This window comes from Rhodopseudomonas sp. B29 (assembly GCF_000333455.1).
GTDB lineage: Bacteria > Pseudomonadota > Alphaproteobacteria > Rhizobiales > Xanthobacteraceae > Rhodopseudomonas.
Genome location: NZ_BADD01000193.1, coordinates 1 through 16,556, shown reverse-complemented (window position 1 = coordinate 16,556; position 16,556 = coordinate 1). Strand labels below are relative to the sequence as shown.

The 16,556-nt window shown below is 65.6% G+C and carries 16 protein-coding genes and 1 pseudogene; 4 read left to right on the top strand and 13 right to left on the bottom strand.

The genetic code is table 11. The annotated features are described in order from the left end of the window. The coding region (locus I5M_RS07000) for a Dps family protein (RefSeq protein ID WP_022720748.1) at positions 1 to 260 on the bottom strand (260 nt) is incomplete at its 3' end. A gap of 254 nt (positions 261 to 514) precedes the next feature. Between I5M_RS07000 and I5M_RS06995 the strand changes: the two genes are divergently transcribed. Next, complete coding sequence (locus I5M_RS06995; RefSeq protein ID WP_022720747.1) at positions 515 to 1,210, top strand: class I SAM-dependent methyltransferase; 696 nt, start codon at positions 515 to 517, stop codon at positions 1,208 to 1,210. Between the two features lie 136 nt (positions 1,211 to 1,346). Here the strand turns inward: I5M_RS06995 and I5M_RS06990 are convergent, their stop codons facing one another. Both I5M_RS06990 and I5M_RS06985 read right to left on the bottom strand, forming a co-directional pair. After that, positions 1,347 to 2,456: an ATP-dependent RecD-like DNA helicase gene (locus tag I5M_RS06990; RefSeq protein ID WP_022720746.1), complete on the bottom strand. Its 1,110-nt coding sequence runs from the start codon at positions 2,454 to 2,456 to the stop codon at positions 1,347 to 1,349. Between the two features lie 71 nt (positions 2,457 to 2,527). Continuing rightward, positions 2,528 to 3,355, bottom strand: coding sequence for a transglutaminase family protein (locus I5M_RS06985; protein WP_022720745.1), 828 nt, complete (start codon positions 3,353 to 3,355; stop codon positions 2,528 to 2,530). Between the two features lie 212 nt (positions 3,356 to 3,567). Here I5M_RS06985 and I5M_RS06980 point away from each other — a divergent pair, with 212 nt between their 5' ends. The 3 genes from I5M_RS06980 to I5M_RS33070 all read left to right on the top strand — a co-directional run bounded on the left by I5M_RS06980 (position 3,568) and on the right by I5M_RS33070 (position 4,396). Next, positions 3,568 to 3,837 carry a hypothetical protein gene (locus tag I5M_RS06980; protein WP_031335686.1) on the top strand — a complete coding sequence of 90 codons (270 nt, stop codon included), beginning with the start codon at positions 3,568 to 3,570 and terminating at the stop codon, positions 3,835 to 3,837. 48 nt (positions 3,838 to 3,885) lie between these two features. After that, positions 3,886 to 4,161 (top strand): DUF1488 domain-containing protein, encoded by a 276-nt coding sequence (locus tag I5M_RS06975; RefSeq protein ID WP_022720743.1) that lies wholly within the window; start codon positions 3,886 to 3,888, stop codon positions 4,159 to 4,161. Between the two features lie 79 nt (positions 4,162 to 4,240). Next, positions 4,241 to 4,396, top strand: a complete 156-nt coding sequence (locus I5M_RS33070; RefSeq protein ID WP_022720742.1) for a hypothetical protein — start codon at positions 4,241 to 4,243, stop codon at positions 4,394 to 4,396. Between the two features lie 248 nt (positions 4,397 to 4,644). Here I5M_RS33070 and I5M_RS06965 read toward each other — a convergent pair whose 3' ends face one another. From I5M_RS06965 to I5M_RS06920, 10 genes and pseudogenes are all read right to left on the bottom strand, one after another. Beyond that, on the bottom strand, positions 4,645 to 6,024 hold the full coding sequence (locus tag I5M_RS06965) for a sigma-54-dependent Fis family transcriptional regulator (RefSeq protein ID WP_022720741.1): 1,380 nt from the start codon (positions 6,022 to 6,024) through the stop codon (positions 4,645 to 4,647). Between the two features lie 42 nt (positions 6,025 to 6,066). Beyond that, positions 6,067 to 6,417 (bottom strand): flagellar motor switch protein FliN, encoded by a 351-nt coding sequence (fliN, locus tag I5M_RS06960; protein ID WP_022720740.1) that lies wholly within the window; start codon positions 6,415 to 6,417, stop codon positions 6,067 to 6,069. A gap of 17 nt (positions 6,418 to 6,434) precedes the next feature. Continuing rightward, a complete protein-coding gene (locus tag I5M_RS06955) occupies positions 6,435 to 7,052 on the bottom strand; it encodes a FliH/SctL family protein (RefSeq protein ID WP_022720739.1) in 618 nt (205 codons plus the stop codon). Beyond that, positions 7,052 to 8,140 carry a flagellar motor switch protein FliG gene (gene fliG / locus I5M_RS06950; RefSeq protein WP_022720738.1) on the bottom strand — a complete coding sequence of 363 codons (1,089 nt, stop codon included), beginning with the start codon at positions 8,138 to 8,140 and terminating at the stop codon, positions 7,052 to 7,054. The genes I5M_RS06955 and fliG overlap by 1 nt, the downstream gene beginning before the upstream one ends. Positions 8,141 to 8,146: 6 nt before the next feature. Beyond that, entirely contained in the window at positions 8,147 to 9,769 is a 1,623-nt protein-coding gene (gene fliF, locus I5M_RS06945) for a flagellar basal-body MS-ring/collar protein FliF (protein WP_022720737.1), read from the bottom strand. 178 nt (positions 9,770 to 9,947) lie between these two features. Further along, positions 9,948 to 10,223: a DUF1153 domain-containing protein gene (locus I5M_RS06940; protein ID WP_002714638.1), complete on the bottom strand. Its 276-nt coding sequence runs from the start codon at positions 10,221 to 10,223 to the stop codon at positions 9,948 to 9,950. Positions 10,224 to 10,756: 533 nt separating this feature from the next. Further along, on the bottom strand, positions 10,757 to 12,409 hold the full coding sequence (locus tag I5M_RS06935; protein WP_022720736.1) for an FAD-binding oxidoreductase: 1,653 nt from the start codon (positions 12,407 to 12,409) through the stop codon (positions 10,757 to 10,759). A 162-nt stretch (positions 12,410 to 12,571) separates the two neighbouring features. After that, a complete protein-coding gene (locus I5M_RS06930) occupies positions 12,572 to 14,551 on the bottom strand; it encodes an autotransporter domain-containing protein (protein WP_022720735.1) in 1,980 nt (659 codons plus the stop codon). A 214-nt stretch (positions 14,552 to 14,765) separates the two neighbouring features. After that, positions 14,766 to 15,299 (bottom strand): NADH-quinone oxidoreductase subunit B family protein, encoded by a 534-nt coding sequence (locus I5M_RS06925; RefSeq protein WP_022720734.1) that lies wholly within the window; start codon positions 15,297 to 15,299, stop codon positions 14,766 to 14,768. Positions 15,300 to 15,301: 2 nt separating this feature from the next. Next, positions 15,302 to 16,465, bottom strand: a pseudogene (locus I5M_RS06920) (hydrogenase expression protein HypE); the annotation flags it as partial. Positions 16,466 to 16,556 lie beyond the last annotated feature (91 nt).

The window sequence follows — 16,556 nt, the reverse complement described above, 5'->3', positions numbered from 1 at the left end:
CCGCCGACCTTGCGAACGCGTTCGGCGAGCTGGTCGGTGGTGGCTAAGATCTGGTCGGACTGCTCGTCCAGCATCAGATGGTAGTCGCGAAAATGCCGGCCGCTGATGTGCCAGTGAAAATTCTTGGTCTTCAGATACAGCGCGAACGCATCGGCGAGCAGCGTGTTGAGCGCTGCGGAGATCTTGTCGACTGCCTGCTGCGGCAGATCGGTCGGGGTGTCGAGGTCGGAGGCGACGGACGCTGATTTGGCTTTGGTCACGGTGGTTCTTCCTGTCGGTTGTGCGCCGGGCGCAGCGGGAGAGAGCGAAGCTTGGAGACGGAGAGCAAACGCCGCCAGTAAATGAAGTTATGGGTTCCAAATCTTGGACGTTGCCGCCAATTTTGTTTCCTTCTCGGCTCAAACGCTCTACGACCAAGAACGCTTCAACGCGCCTGTTGTTCCTGCCCGGGAACCGTACGTCCGCGCGTGTTAAGTCCCCCTGCCGCCTCCCGATTCCGTCGCCGAGGGTCCTGATGGACGAATGGATCGATTATTACGACTCGACCCACACGATCTACGTGTCCAAGCGACACCGTGACGTGCATTTCGCGGAGATTGCGCGCGATATTTGCGGTTACATTCCGTCGCCTGATGCTGTCGTGCTCGACTTCTCGTGCGGCGAGGCCATCTCCGCCGCCGAGGTGGCGCGGGCTTGCGGAAAGTTGATCTTGGCCGAGCCGGCGCCCGGCGTGCGTGGCCGCCTGACCGCCCGGTTCGCGTCCGCCCCCAAGATCGAGGTCCGCTCGCTCGATGATCTGCCGACATTGGCGGCGGATTCGATCGATCTCGCCGTCATCAACTCGGTCGCCCAATACATGGCGCCGACAGAGCTCGACGACGCTTTGGGGCAGATGCGGCGACTGCTCAAGTCGAACGGCCGGCTGGTCCTGGGAGACATTTTACAGCCCCATGTCGGCATGCCGAGAGACGTCGCGGCGCTGCTGCTGATGGCGGGGCGCCACGGTTTCATGAAGGATGCGCTATGGGGCCTGGCGCGGACAGCGCTGTCCGACTACCGAGAGCTACGCACCAAGATCGGGCTGCAGCGCTATGCCGAGGCCGAAATACTGACCAAGCTCCGCGCCGCCGGCTTCACGCCCGCCCGCGCCAGCCGCAACATCGGCCACAACCCGTGGCGGATGACCTTCGTGGCGACGCCGAACAAGTAGTTCGCCGTCATTCCGGGGCGCTCGCGCAGCGAGCGAACCCGGAATCTCGAAGTTGTTGGAAACGACTTGGTGCAGAACATCTCGGGATTCCGGGTTCGCGCCTTTCGGCGCGCCCCGGAATGACGGAGCCTGTGGGTTACACCACCACGCTCAGCCGCTTCGCCGCACGCGTAATCCCAGTATAGAGCCAGCGCGCCCGCGAGTCCTGGAAGGCGAAGCTTTCGTCGAACAGCACGACGTCGTCCCATTGCGAGCCCTGGCTCTTGTGCACGGTGAGCACGTAGCCGTAGTCGAACTCGTCATAGGGTTTGCGCTGGTCCCAGCTGATATCTTCGATGCCGCCGGAGAAGCATTCCTGGCGCACCGAGACCTTGGTGAGGCGGCCGCCGAAATCCTCGTCGGGCGTCACCCGCATGGTGATGATCTTGGTCTTGATCGGCGAACGCGACTTCACCCGCCATAGCCCGCCGTTGAACAGCGCCTTCTTGCGGTTGTTGCGCAGGCACACCAGCTTGTCGCCGCCGACCGGGAACGGATCTTCGATATTGAGCCGCTGGCGGAAGCGGGCGTTGTAGGCACGCCGCGTGTTGTTGCGGCCGACCAGCACCTGGTCGGCGTCCATCACCCGCTGCGGATCGAGCTGGTCGCGGCTCACCACTTCGGTTTCGCCATAGCGGCCGCGTTCGAGGCTCCTGCCCTCGCGCACGTCCATCGACAGCCGCACGATCGGATCGTCCTGCGCCTGGCGATGCACCTCGGTGAGCATCACGTCGGGCTCGGCATTGGTGAAGAAGCCGCCGCCCTGGATCGGCGGCAGCTGCGCCGGATCGCCGAGCACCAGGAGGGGACAGTCGAACGACATCAGGTCGCGCCCCAATTCCTCGTCGACCATCGAGCATTCGTCGATCACGATCAGCTTGGCCTTGGAGGCCGGCGCATCGTCCCAGAGCTCGAAGCTGGGCTGCTCAACGCCGCTCTCCTTGGCGCGGTAGATCAGCGAATGGATGGTCGAGGCGTCGTCGCAGCCCTTGTTGCGCATCACCAGCGCGGCCTTGCCGGTGAAGGCGGCGAATTTGACCTCGCCCGACACGCCCTCGGCGATCTCGCGCGCCAGCGTGGTCTTGCCGGTGCCCGCATAGCCGAACAGCCGGAACACCAGCGGCACCCCGCCGCGGCCCGGCTTGGCTTTGAGCCAGGCGCCGACGGCTTTCAAGGCCTCGTCCTGGACTGGGGTGAAGGTGGTCATGCGGACTCGCGGGCACAGACGCGGGCGCGGCCCGCCCGACTCGATGGCCGGCAAGCTAGCGCGTCTTGCGCTCAGCGCAAGCCGGCGGCGGTCTCGTCGATTTCGTCGGTCCAGACTTTGAAGCTGACCAGCGTGTTGGGGCCGAAGGTTTGGGTGATCGGCACGTCGGCGGCGTCGCGGCCCTGCGCGATCAGCACCCGGGCAAGTCGCGGCACGTTGTTGCGCGGATCGAAGGTACGCCACTGGCCGCCCAGATAGGCCTCGAACCAGCCGGCGAAGTCGCCCGCGGCCCACGGTTTCGGCGTCCCGACGTCGCCGAGATAGCCGGTGCAGTAGCGCGCCGGAATGTTCATGCAGCGGCACAACGCGATCGCGAGGTGTGCGTAGTCACGGCAGACGCCGCGGCCTTCCTGATACGCCTGGTACGCGGTGCGCGTGGCACTGGCGTGCTGATAATCGAACTTGATATGGTTGTGGACGAAATCGCAAATCGCCTGCACCCGCGCCCAACCGGGCGGCGTTGTCGCGAATTTCTTCCAGGCGATGTCCGACAACAGATCGGTCTCGCAGTAGCGACTGCCGAGCAGATAGACGATGGTGTCGGCAGGAAGATCCTCGATGGCGTGCTGGATCGCGGTCGGCACCACCGGATCGGGAACGCCGAGATCGCGGACGATGCCGTCGGCGGCAAGCCGCATGCGCCCGGCCGGCGCGACCAGACGGCTGCACCAATTGCCGAACATGTCACGGTAGGGCGTGATCGGAACCGGCGGATCGACGGTGAGGAAATCAGGGACGATGACGTCGGAGGCACGGCTGAAATGCGTGCCGAGCACGACCAGCATCGGGGTGGGCTGCGGAAAATCGTAGACGATCTCGTAGCCGACACGGAGCTTCATGGATCGCGTCTCCGTCACCGCTTGCCACGATCGCAACTGATCGCCGGCCTGTGATTACTAGATGGCGATCAATGTCGAATTAACAAGGCTGCGTGATCGGCGCCGCGCCGAGCGCCCAGAATTCAGTGGCTATCGCCGCCGAAAAGGCGCAGCATCGGCGCAGATCGCGCCGCATGGCGCGACCAGTTCGCGCAGGCTTGCAGAAAGCGTCCATGACCACGCGCACGCACCGCGAAACCATCGTATTCCATCGTCCGTTCCGGTTGCGCGGTGTCGACCGCGAATTGCCGGCCGGCAGCTACGATGTCACTACCGACGAGGAACTGATCGAAGGCCTGTCCTTCCCGGTGTTCCGCCGTGTCGCAACGATGATCACGCTGCCCTGTGCGCCGCCGTATCAGAGCTCCATCGAGATGGTCACGATCGAGCCGGATGCGCTGAACGAGGCGCGGCAGGCGGACGGCGCCGACAGCCGGCCGTGACGCGCCCGCGCGCTGCGGTCCCACGCTATTGCGAGAGGATGTTTCGACATGGGTTTTTCGAGCGGCAAGTTTATCGGCTATGACGGCGACCGCTCGGTGGTGCTGTTCTCGATGATCAACAATTACACCGAGGTCCCCTGCGCGATCAGCGGCGACGCAATGGATCACCTCGACGGCGCCAAGCGAACGCCGGAGGCGCAGCGCGAACAACAGTTCCTGCGGCTCCGCGCCAGCATCGAACAGCAGGCCGAGCACAAATTCGTCCGCGGCGAACTCGAAGGCAGACCCGCCGGCGTCATCCTGCGCAGCATCGATTTTCGCTGAGCACCCCGTTTCGAAAACTTGTGATCGGCGCCCGAATTCCGCTATGACGTCGCCGTCTCGCGGAATGAGGACTGGCGCAATGCGGCGCGTGGCGACCTGGCTGTTGTATGGTGTCGGTGCGCTCGCCTGTGCGTATCTGGCGCTGTACGCCTACACGATGCTGACCGCGCCCAAGCTCGTGCCCGGCGAGCCGTTCAAATACTATCGCAATCCCGACGCGCCGAAATATTCGTGAGCAATAAATGATGTCATTCCGGGGCGCTCACGCAGTGAGCGAACCCGGAATCTCGACGTTGGTTTGCGCGGCAGATTCCGGGTTCGCGAGCTTCGCTCGCGCCCCGGAATGACGAGGTGGTCGTGCGGGCACCTGATGGAGATGCCGTAGGGCGGATAAGGCGCGCTTGCGCCGTCATCCGCCGATCGCGCGTTGCAACTGGGTCGGTGGGTTACGCGCTTCGCGCTAACCCACCCTACGAACCCGCTTCACCCCATCGCCACGAACGCCCGCGGCTCGCCGCTGCCGGCCGGCGTGATCGGGATGCCGCCGTCGGCGTATTCGTTCAGCTTGTTGCGCAGGGTGCGGATCGAAATGCCGAGGATGTTGGCCGCGTGGGTGCGGTTGCCGAGGCAGTGCTTCAGCGTCTCGAGGATGAGGTCGCGCTCGACATCGGCGACGGTGCGGCCGACCAGCGCGCGGGTGACCTGCTCGGCCGCAAACGTGGCGTGCGCCACCGCGGCCGGCGTCTTGGTCTGATCGAGCCGGTCGCCGTCCGGCGTGATGATAGCTTCGGGGCCAATCTCGTCGCCCTGCGCCATCAGCACCGAGCGGTGGATGGTGTTCTCGAGTTCGCGGACGTTACCGGGCCAGCGATTGGTCGTCAGAACGCGGCGGGCTTCGGCCGACAGCGGCCGCAGCGCCACGCCGTTGGCGTCGGCGTATTTCTTGGCGAAATGCTGCGCGAGTTCGAGGATATCCGCCGGGCGCTCGCGCAGCGGCGGGATCTTCAGATTGACGACATTGAGCCGGAACAGCAGGTCCTCACGGAAGGTGCCGGCACGGACCGCCTCCGCCAGATTGCGATTGGACGTCGCGAGGATGCGGATGTCGACCGGCACCGGCGTCTTGCCTCCGACGCGATCGATGACGCGCTCCTGGATGGCGCGCAGCAGCTTCGACTGCAGTCGCACATCCATCTCGGAGATTTCGTCGAGCAGCAGCGTGCCGCCATTGGCCTCTTCGAACTTGCCGATACGCCGCGCGATGGCGCCGGTGAAGGCGCCCTTCTCGTGGCCGAACAGTTCGGACTCCAGAAGATGCTCCGGGATCGCCGCGCAATTGATGCTGATGAACGGCTTCTTGGCACGGTTGGAGCGGCTGTGGACGTAGCGCGCCATCACCTCCTTGCCGGTGCCGGACTCCCCGGTGATCATCACCGAGGCTTCGGAGCCGGCGATCTGTTGCGCCAGCTTGACCACACGGGTCATCGCCTCGTCGCGGTACACCAGCTCGCGGGCATCGTTGGCGACCGCCGCCAGCACCGCCGCGATCAGCTCCGGATCGGGCGGCAGCGGGATGTACTCCTTGGCGCCGGCGTGGATCGCAGCGACGGCCGCACGCGCATCAGAGGCGATGCCGCAGGCGACGATCGGCACGGCGATGTGCTCGGCTTCGAGCCGCATCACCAGGTCGCGAATGTCGAGCGCGACGTCGACGAGCAGCAGGTCTGCGCCCTTGCCGCTACGCAACACCCGCATCGCCTGTTCGTTGTCATCCGCGTGGGTGACCGACGCGCCGTTGTCGATCGCGATCTTGGTCGCAGTGGTGAGTTGGCCCTTGAGGGTGCCGACGATGAGAAGCCGCATGGATTGCTCCCGTTATTCTGCCGCGCGATCCGCGCGCTTCGATTAAGTGTCCGCCTTGATGATTTCGGTCATGGTGACGCCGAGCTTGTCCTCGACCAGCACCACTTCGCCGCGCGCCACCAGGCGATTGTTGACGTAGATGTCGATCGCCTCGCCGACGCGGCGATCGAGCTCCAGCACGGCACCCGGGCCGAGCTTGAGCAGTTCGCCGACGTCCATCTTGGAGCGGCCGAGAACGGCCGAGACCTGCACCGGCACGTCGAACACCGCCTCGAGATCGGCGGCGACGCGCGAGATTTGCTGCTCGTCTTCGTTGTAACCGATGTCCGCCAGCGGCGGCGCGTCGGCACCGTTGAGATCTGGAAGCGGCACCTGGCCGTCATTGTCACCCATGTTGGCTCCTCAAATCCTTACGCGCCGCGCGTGGCCATGTAGCGGCCGACCAGTTCGTCAATCTTGGCTTCGACCACGGAGCGCTCCAGCACGACGCCGCCGTCGGCCCATTCGATCTTACAGTCACCGCCGGCGATTTCCGGATCGGCGAGCAGCACCAGCCTCCCGGCGAAGCCGCTCTGCTTGGCGAGCAGCTCGATGCGCTCGCGCGCGGCCTCGTACAGGGAATCGTGGATGCGCACGACGAGATGCGGCGTCGCCACCAGATGGCGGAAGCAATCGGCGACCAGAGCGGTGATCTCGGCCAGCGGTTCGGCTGCGATCAGTTCGGCGCACAGCTTGCGCGCCACCGCCACCGCGACGTCGACCGCTTCGGTCTCCAAGCGCTGTTCGACGCCGTCGATACTGCGGGCGATCGTCAGCATCGCCTGGCCGATCTGCTCCTGCGCCATCGCAAGCCGCCGGTTGGCTTCGGCCTGCGCTTCCTGCTGACCGGCGGCGAAGCCCTGCTGATAGCCGCGCTGCTCGGCGGCGGCCACCGCCTGCGCCAGTTCCTCGGCGGCGACAGCTTTTTCGCGCGCCTTCTCGGGTGCGCCGAAATCGTTGTCGAACAGGAATTTCTGCGCAGCGGCCATCAGTACACCAGTTCGTCGTCGGCGCGGTTCTTGGTGAGCACGATTTCGCCGCGCGCGGCGAGATCCTTGGCGAGGTTGACGAGGAGCGCCTGCGCTTCGTCGACGTCGCGCAGACGCACCGGACCGAGCGCCGCCATGTCGTCGAGCAGCATCTTGCCGGCACGCGACGACATGTTGCCGAGGAAGAAGCCGCGCACGTCTTCGTTGGCGCTCTTGAGCGCGATCGCCAGCTTGTCCTTGTCGATGTTGCGCATCAGCGTCTGCGCCGAGCCGGCATCGAGCTTGACCAGATCGTCGAAGGTGAACATCAGCGCCTTGATGCGCTCGGCGGCTTCGCGGTTGTCTTCTTCCAGCGAGGTGATGAACCGGGTCTCGGTCTGGCGGTCGAAATTGTTGAAGATTTCCGCCATCACCTCGTGGGCGTCGCGGCGGCGGGTCTGCGACAAATTCGACATGAATTCGGAGCGCAGCGTCTTTTCCACGCTCTCGATCACTTCCTTCTGCACCGACTCCATCCGCAGCATGCGGTTGACGACGTCGAGCGACATGTCTTCGGGCAGGATCGCCAGCACCCGGGCGGCGTGCTCGGGCTTGAGCTTGGACAGCACCACCGCGGTGGTCTGCGGATATTCGTTCTTCAGATAGTTGGCGAGAACCTCTTCCTGGACGTTGGAGAGCTTCTCCCACATGTTGCGGCCGGCGGGGCCGCGGATTTCTTCCATGATGCCGGTGACGCGATCGGCCGGCAGATATTTCTGCAGCAGCCGCTCGGTGGCGTCGTAATTGCCCATCAGTGCGCCGGACGCCGACATCCGCGACACGAATTCGAGCAACAAATCTTCGACCGTTTCGGGTTCGATGGTGCCGAGCGTCGACATCACCGACGACAATTCGCGCACCTCGTCGTCGTCGAGCATGCCCCAGATCTTGCCGCCGTATTGCTCGCCGAGCGCCAGCATGAGGATCGCGGCGCGCTTCGGACCGGGCAGCGGCTTCGATGCCGCGCGACCGCTCTGGCGCTGCGCCAGCGAGGCGACGACGCTGGCGATGTCGTTCTGATTTCCGGCGGGGACGGGAGCTTCGGCCATGACTTATCAGGTCGGTTCGGCGAGCCACTGCCGCACGATTGCGACAGTTTCATTGGGATTGCGTTCGGCGAGTTCGCCCACACGGTGCACCGATTGGGCGTGGACCTGGCCCTGCACCTGAGCGATGTCGATCATGTTGGGACCGGGCGCCCCGGCGGCCGGTTGACCGTCGGCGCCGATCATTTGCGGCACGGTGCCGTCGGCGAGTGCCGGGAGCTGCCCGGGTAGCATCTCCGGCGCCGCGTCGGAGGCGAGGATGCGCTTGACCAGCGGGCGGATCACCATGAACAACACCACCAGGCCGAGCAGGAACATCACGCCGAGCTGGATCATGTTCATGATGTCGTCCTTGGTGAACTGGAACATGCCCATCAGGCCGGCCGGCTCCGGCAGCTTCTCGATCTGCGGCGCCTCGGCGAAGCGCAAATTGACGACTTCGACCTGATCGCCGCGCTTCTGATCGAAGCCGATCGCCGAGCGCACCAGCGCGGCGATGCGGTCGAGCTGCTCCTTGGAGCGCTCGGCGTAGACCAGTTCGCCCTTGTCGTTCTTGGTGTAGATGCCGTCGACCAGCACGGCGACCGACAGCCGGTTGACGCGGCCGGCCTCGGTCACCTCGGTCTTGGTGACGCGGGAGATCTCGTAATTGTTGGTCTCTTCGCTCTTCTTGCTGACGTCGCGCGGCGCGCCGGTCTGCTGGCCCTGGTTGCCGGGCAGCTCGTTGTTGACGGTGACCTGACCCTCGGCCGACTGCGACGCCGAGGATTCCTCGCGGGTCTGCGTCGAGCGCAGCACGCGGCCTTCGGGATCGAACTTGTCGGAGGTCTGGGTGACCTTGTTGTAGTCGAAGTCGGCGGTGACCTGGACGCGGGCGCGGCCGGCGCCGACGACCGAGGATACGATGTTCTCGACCTCGCCGCGCAGGCGCTTTTCGAAGGCGTTGCGACGCTCTTCGCCGGCGGCGCCGGTGGCGGAGTTCGGGTCCATCGAGCCGTCCGCCAGCAACTGGCCGGCTTCGTCGACGATCGAGACCCGCTGCGGCTTGAGTCCGTTGACCGCCGAGGCGACCAGATGGCGGATGGCACGGACCTGCTGCGGCTCCAGGGTGCCGCGCACGCGCAGCACGATCGAGGCCGACGGCTCCGGCGCCTCACGCGAGAACAGCGGCCGCTCCGGCAAAACGAGATGCACCCGCGCCGCCTGGATACGATCGATGGCCCGGATGGTCCGGGCCAGTTCGCCCTCGAGGGCGCGCAGATGATTGATGTTCTGGACGAAGCTGGTGGTGCCGAGCGCGTCGGACTTGTCGAAGATCTCGTAGCCGACGCCGCCGCCTTTGGGCAGGCCGCCTTCGGCCAGCTTCATCCGCAGCCTTGTAACCTTGTCGCGCGGCACCATCAGGATGGCGCCATCGTTCTTGATCTCGTAGGGAATGCCCTGGCGCTCCAGCTCCTTGATGATGCTGGAGGAATCTTCGACGCTGAGGTCCGTATAGAGGGTCGTCATCTGCGGCTGCGACACCCGCATGATGACGAAGGCGAAAAAGCCGAGCAGCGCCACCGTGACGGCGATCATCGCCATCAACCGGGCGGCGCCCAGACCCTTCAGGAAACCCAACAAGTTCTGCAACGAACCAGCCCCATTCGCCTCGGCCCTGCGGCCGACTAGGCAAACTTTGCCTATGGGGATGGTTTCGATATGGTTAACGAATCTTAACGGGAGCGAATTCCTTAAGAAAATGCTGAAAGCCGGCTTCCCTGGAAGGAACCGGCTTTCGTAAAATCGTCCGCAAAAATTAGCGGAGGGTTTACTGGCGATATTGCTGGATTCGGGTGGTGCGCAGGCCGGCGAGCCCGTGCTGGTCGATCGAGAACTGCCAGGACAGGAATTCGTCCACCGTCAGGGTGTAACGGCTGCAGGCCTCTTCCAGCGACAACAGGCCGCCCCGGACCGCCGCGACCACCTCGGCCTTGCGGCGGATGACCCAGCGCTTGGTGCCGGGCGCGGGCAGGTCGGCGATCGTCAAAGGACTGCCGTCGGGCCCGATGACGTATTTGACCCTCGGGCGGTGGGGCTCTGTCATGGCGTACTCACAAACTGGTCGCACTCAACTCACAGCGCTACGCTATGCGCCCCAACTTAAAATTTGGCTAAGCCGATCGCGGACTTAAGGGGTGTTGTTGTTAGGATTCGGGTAACATTGGTTGACGATTGTCGACGTCTCGGGGTCATGGCGGCGCAGCCCCCTGTGACGAATACGTAGCGACATCGACGCCGCTTCCACAGCGAACCGCGATCGGGTTAGTTCAAGGTTATGAGTGAAATCAGTGTTTCGGACAGTCCGTCGATCGTGCCCGACCTTCCCTGCCTCGATGAAGCCCAACCCGCAGCGTGCGAAGCCGCAACGCTCGAGGCCGTCGCCCAATGGGCTGCGCACCATCGGATCTCGCGCGCCGAAGCCTGCCGGCGATTGATCAGGATCGGCCTCAATGCAGCGCCGGTCGTCCGCCCGGCGATCTGCCCCGACCGCGCTGCCGAGCTGGCGATTACTCAGCTCGACGCGCTGATCGATCCGCAGGCGCCGCCGGTCGAGCGCGAGAGGCGGGTCGCTGCGGCTTATCGAAGGACCGGCGGAGTTTGCCGAAGCTCGTGTCGATCTCCCGCGCCGGCGTCGGACGGATCGACCAGTACACCAGGATTGAGCATCCCAGTCGGATCGAGCTCGCGCTTGACGGCGCGTAGCGCGGTCGCGAACAGCTCCGGGCGCTGGCGGTCGTACCACTTGCGGTGATCACGCCCGACGGCGTGATGATGCGTGATGGTGCCGCCGGCTTCGATCAGCGCATCGCTCGCCGCATCCTTGATCGCCTGCCATTGCTCCAGCAACGCCCCATGGCGGCCGAGCGCGTGGAAGGAGAAATACGGCGCCGGCCCATCGGGATAGACGTGGGTGAAGCGGCAAGTGACTTCGCCCTTGATGCCGGTAGCATCCTCAATCGCGCGCTCGGTCGCGGCCTTCACCGTGTCGTGGAAGCTTTCGAAGCGCTCCCAGGTAATCGACGTTTCGAAGGTGTCGTTGATCAGCGCCGCAGGGGTGAGGAATTCGCGGGCATAGGGCATGCGGATGAAGGCGTTGCGCCACAGTCCGGCGGCGCCTTCGAGATGCGCCGACGAAGCCTCCGCCTTCTCCGGCGTGCCGCTATGATCGGCGCAGCATTGCAGCGCCCGCGCCATCCAGGCATCGACCGGGTGATCGCCGCTCTCGAACGCCAGCACCATGACGGCGACGGTGCCGTCGGCAGCGCCGGTGTTGAACGCCTCCTGCGGATCGAGGATGCGGCAGTTCGACGGATACAGGCCAGCCTGCGTCACCGCCCGCACCGCGCGCGCGGCGGCGAAGAAGTTCGGGAAATGCACCGAAGCGCCAGCGCGGAAGGTCGGCCGCGCCTGCAGCCGCATCCAGGCCGATGAAATTACGCCGAGGATGCCTTCCGAGCCGATGAACATCCGATCCGGACTGGGGCCGGCGCCCGAGCCGGGCAGACGTCGCGATTCGACCACGCCGCGCGGCGTCACGACGCGGACGCTTTCGACCAGATCATCAATGTGAGTGTAGAGGCTGGCGAAGTGACCGCCGGAGCGGGTCGCGATCCAGCCGCCGAGCGTCGAGTACTCGAAGCTTTGCGGGAAATGCCGCAGCGTCATGCCGTGCGGCTTGAGCTGCGCCTCCAGCGCGGGGCCGAAAGCGCCGCCTTCGATCCGCGCCGCGCGCGAGGTCGGATCGACCTCCAGCACCTTGCCGAGATGGCGCAGATCGAGCGTCACCGCCGCCTTGTAGCGGCCCCCATCGACGCGGCATTCGACGCCGCCGCACACCGACGAGCCGCCGCCGAACGGCGTCAGCGCGGCCTGGGCCGAACCCGCCCAGTCCATTACCGCGGCGATCTCTTCCTCATTGCGGGGATAGGCGACGATATCGGGAGCGGCATCGTAATCGCCGATCATGCCGCGGACGTAGTCCGGATAGGATTTGCCATAGGCGTGGGCCGCACGATTGTAGACGTCCACCGAACAGATATCGGCCAGCGTCCTTGGCGGCGTGATCCGCGGTTCGTGCAGCTTGATGTCGTCGAGCGGCGCGACGGCGACCGTGTCGAATTCCTGCTTGCCGAATTTCTGCCGATAGCGCCCAAGCACGAAGGCCTGCTCGGCCTCCGTCATGCCCTCGCCTTCCTTGCCCCAGCCATAATGCTTCAGCCGCGCGCCCATCGTGACCTCCCGTTCTGATCGGCGCGTGTCGATGCCGCGCCGTTAGTACGCAGTGTGGTCGGCAAACGTCGCGGCGGCAAGTCCGCAAGCTGCAGCCGGCCGCGTGCTGCATCGCAGTCCACGGCCGGGCGAGCGCAGCCTGCGCGTGGCCGCCGGCCAGTCCTAGAACGCGATCTTCAAGCCTCCGCTGACCCCGGCGTCGTCGCCGCCCTTGCGAGCAAAGCTGGTGGTGCCCGTCAGCGTCGCAGTCACATTCGTGGCGACGGTCGCCGACACACCGCCCGCAACCCGGCCGTAAGTGCCGCCGTCGGCCGACACAGGCGTCAGGATCGGCAGCAGCGGTGCCGACACCAGCGTGGTGGTGACGGTGTGGCCGGAACGCAGGAAATCGTGTGCCGCTATCAGGTTGAGAAACGGCGCATAGATGCCGCTGCCGATTTGCAAGGGATAGCGGAGCTGGACGCCGAGATCGCCGGTGAGGGCGTCGAGCTTCTGCCGGTCGACCATCATGGTGAGCAGAACGTCGCCGGTCTCGGTGTAGCCCCGGATCGCGGCGTTGGTGTAGTTCAGCCCCGCAATCGGCCCGAGGCGCAGCCGGCCGACATCGAACAGATAGCCGCCTTTGCCGGCGATCGTGAATACATCGGCGCTGGTTGAGCCGCGGATGATGTCGATGATGCCGCGTCGCTGCAGGGCGAAATCCTGGCGGCCATAGGCTAAGAGGGTGTCGGCGAACCAGTGCGCATCGGTGTAGGAGCCGTAGCCCGCGAACTGGAAGGCATCGATCCGGTTGCGCGCATCCTGGACCGCGAGCTTCACATCCGGCTGCGAATAGCCGAACACGCCGCCGACGCGCCAATTGGCGTCGAGCCGATATTCGAGCCCGAGGTAGCCGCCCGCCGCATCATAGTCGTAGCCCGTGGCATAGAACTGCCGGTCGCGGCTGGCACCGGCATAGCTAGCGGCGCCGTAGACCGACCAGTGATCCGCCGGATCCGTCAGCGCCGGCGCCTTGCCGGGCATCGCCGCCATCGCGGCGTTGACACCGGACGGCTGGAAGCGGCGGTTGGCGTCGAGGCGATCGAACACCGAACCGGTGAAGCTGCCGAGCAGGCCGGCGGCGATGCCGGACTGCGGCGTCACCGTGCTCGGCGCGTCGATCTGGTTGGCCATGTAGCTGGCGATCAGCGCCATCGCGGCACCGGTCGGATGCACCGAGTTCTCGTAGAAGCAGCCGGCGACGTTGACCGCGACCGTGCCCGGCGTCGAGCCCGTCCCGGGGCCCGCCTCGCACCCGGTCGAGCCCGCGGGCACGCCGGCGAAGCCGTACATGCCGGGATTGTCGTGGACGCGCTGCTGCAGGATGCCGAAATTGAACAGGAAGACACGCACGCCCGCCTGCGCCAGCGGCGCCAGCAGCAACTGTGTCTGCTGATAATAGGTGTCGGCCCAGGCGTCGCGCTGCGAATCGCTGAAGTTGAATTGGCCGAGGGTTGTGCCCTGCGAACCCAAGGTTCGCTCCGGAAACCACTTCGAACTGCCGGTGCCGAGCCAGGCGATGTTGCGGGCGCCCGCCGCCACCAATTGCTGCACGCCGCCGACCGCCGCGGCCGCCGACAGCTGCGCGCTCGAAACGATGATGGCCGTCTGCGACGCGACATCGCCGGTGCCGACATTGATGCCGGACAGATCGTTGCCGCCGATCGACAACGCGACGAGGTCGCGGTCGGTCAGTCGCATGCCGCTGGCGACGAACTGCTGTAGTTCGTAAGGCAGCCCGTAGCCGCTGGACAGAAACGGCATGGTGTTGGTGTTGCCGGTCCGCGCCCCACCGATCGAGAAGTTCGTCAGGCCGGGAAGGCCGTAGATCGATTGCAGCGAGTCGACGAAATTGGTGCTGCCGGTGAAGCGGCAGCTCGTGTAGGTCGGGCTGGGGCACGGCCAGAAGTCGGACGGCACCAGCGCGTACGGTGGATAAGGAATGGCGACCGTGCCGGTGCCGTTCTGACCGATCAGCCGATAGGCCCCGCCCGGTGCCGAGCCGGTGTCCGCGTAGCTGTCGCCGAAACCAATCAGCCTTGCGAACTGAGCCTGTGCCGGCGCCGCGTCGAAGGCGGCTGCCGCCACCACGCTGATCGCCATCGCCCATCGCGCTGGTAATAATAAATTCGGCGGGCGATGCCGCAGGCCACCGCTGAAAATACAGACCATCGCGAATCATCCTTCACCGCCGATCACTATCGGTGAGGCGGCTGGAAGGCGGCAGCAACTGATGGAAATACGAAACGCACGACTCATTAGTCGCATCGCACAGCGCATTGCGATGGACGAGCCCGCCCCGCGGTACCAGCTTATGTTAACGCAGCGTCTCGCCCGCGGCGGTGCGATCGAGAAGCGCCAGCAGGCCGCGCAGGATCGCCAGCGGCGGCGGCGGGCAGCCGGGGATGTGCAGGTCGACCGGAATCACCGACGAGACGCCGCCTGCGACCGCGTAGCTGCCGGCGAAGCAGCCGCCGTCCTTGGCGCAGTCGCCGCAGGCGACGACCCATTTCGGGCCTGGCGTCGCTTCGTAAGTCAGCTTCAGCGCCTCGCGCATGTTGTGAGTCACCGGACCGGTGACCAGCAGCACATCGGCATGCCGCGGCGAGGCGACGAAGCGCAGGCCGAAGCGCTCGACGTCGTAGTACGCATTGCCGAGCGCGTGGATCTCCAGCTCGCAGCCGTTGCACGAGCCGGCGTCGACCTCGCGGATCGACAGGCTGCGTCCGAGCGCGCGCTGCGCCCTGTCACCCAGGAGTGCGGCAAGTTCAGCAGCCGCCGCGTCGTCCGGCGCCGGTGCTGCTTCGGTCAGCGGCAGGGCAAACAGGCTCTCGAACAGCAGCTTGCGCATCGCTACAGATCCACGCCCGAATAGGAACAGTTGAACGACTTATTACACAGCGGGAAGTCGGCGATGATGTTCCCTTCAATTGCAGCTTCCAGCAGCGGCCACTGAAACCACGACGGATCGCGCAAATGACAGCGCTCGACGACGCCGCCCTTGATCCGCAGCCAGACGAATATATCGCCGCGAAAGCCTTCGACCAGCGCCAGACCTTCGCACGGCTGCTCCGAGGGTTGGATCGCAACATGAAGATCGCCTGACGGAAGGCGACTCAGCATCTGCTCGATCAGACCCAGGCTCTGCTGCACCTCACTGATGCGAATGCGCACGCGAGCATCGACATCGCCCTCGCTCAGCACCGGCACCTCGAAGTGCAGCCGGTCGTAAGGTCCATACGGAAATGCGCGCCGCGCGTCGAAGCTGCGACCGGACGCGCGTCCGACATAGCCACCAGCGGCGTATTGCGCCGCCAGCGCCGGCTTGACGATGCCGGTCGAGACGGTTCGGTCCTGCAGCGAGGCGGTGTCTTCATAGAGGGCGATGAGCTTTGGCAGTTGCTTGCGCACGATCGCCAAGGCGGCACGAATAGCTGCAGCGCCCGCATCGTCGAGATCGCGGGCGACGCCGCCGGGGATCACGACATCGCGCATCAGCCGATGGCCGAATGCGGTCGCGGCGGCACGCAGCACGTTCTCGCGCAGCACGCCGAACTGCGCCAGCATGAGCGCGAACGCTGCGTCGTTACAGATCGCGCCGATGTCACCGAGGTGATTGGCAAGCCGTTCGAGCTCCGCACACAGTCCCCGCAGCCACACCGCACGCGGCGGCACGCTGATCTCGATCGCCGCTTCGACCGCCTGGGCGAACGCCAGCGCGTAGGCCACCGTCGAGTCGCCCGAGACGCGGCCGGCGAGCTGCGCGGCGCTTGCTAATTCGCTGCCGGCGATCAGGCCGTCGATGCCCTTGTGGACGTAGCCGAGCCGCTGCTCCAGCCGCACCACGGTCTCACCCGAGACGGTGAAGCGGAAATGGCCCGGCTCGATGATGCCGGCATGCACCGGACCGACGGCGACTTGATGCGTGCCATCGCCTTCGACAGGAAGAAATGCGTAAGGCTGCTGCGCCGGCTCCGGCCGCGCGGCGCCGAGCGGCGCTCTGACGCTCCAACGCCCGCAGCACCGGATTGGTCCAATCCAGCGCGGCCTCGATCATCTCGTCGTCGGTGCGGAAGAAGCTCGGGTCGGTGATGCCCATCGCCTTGCG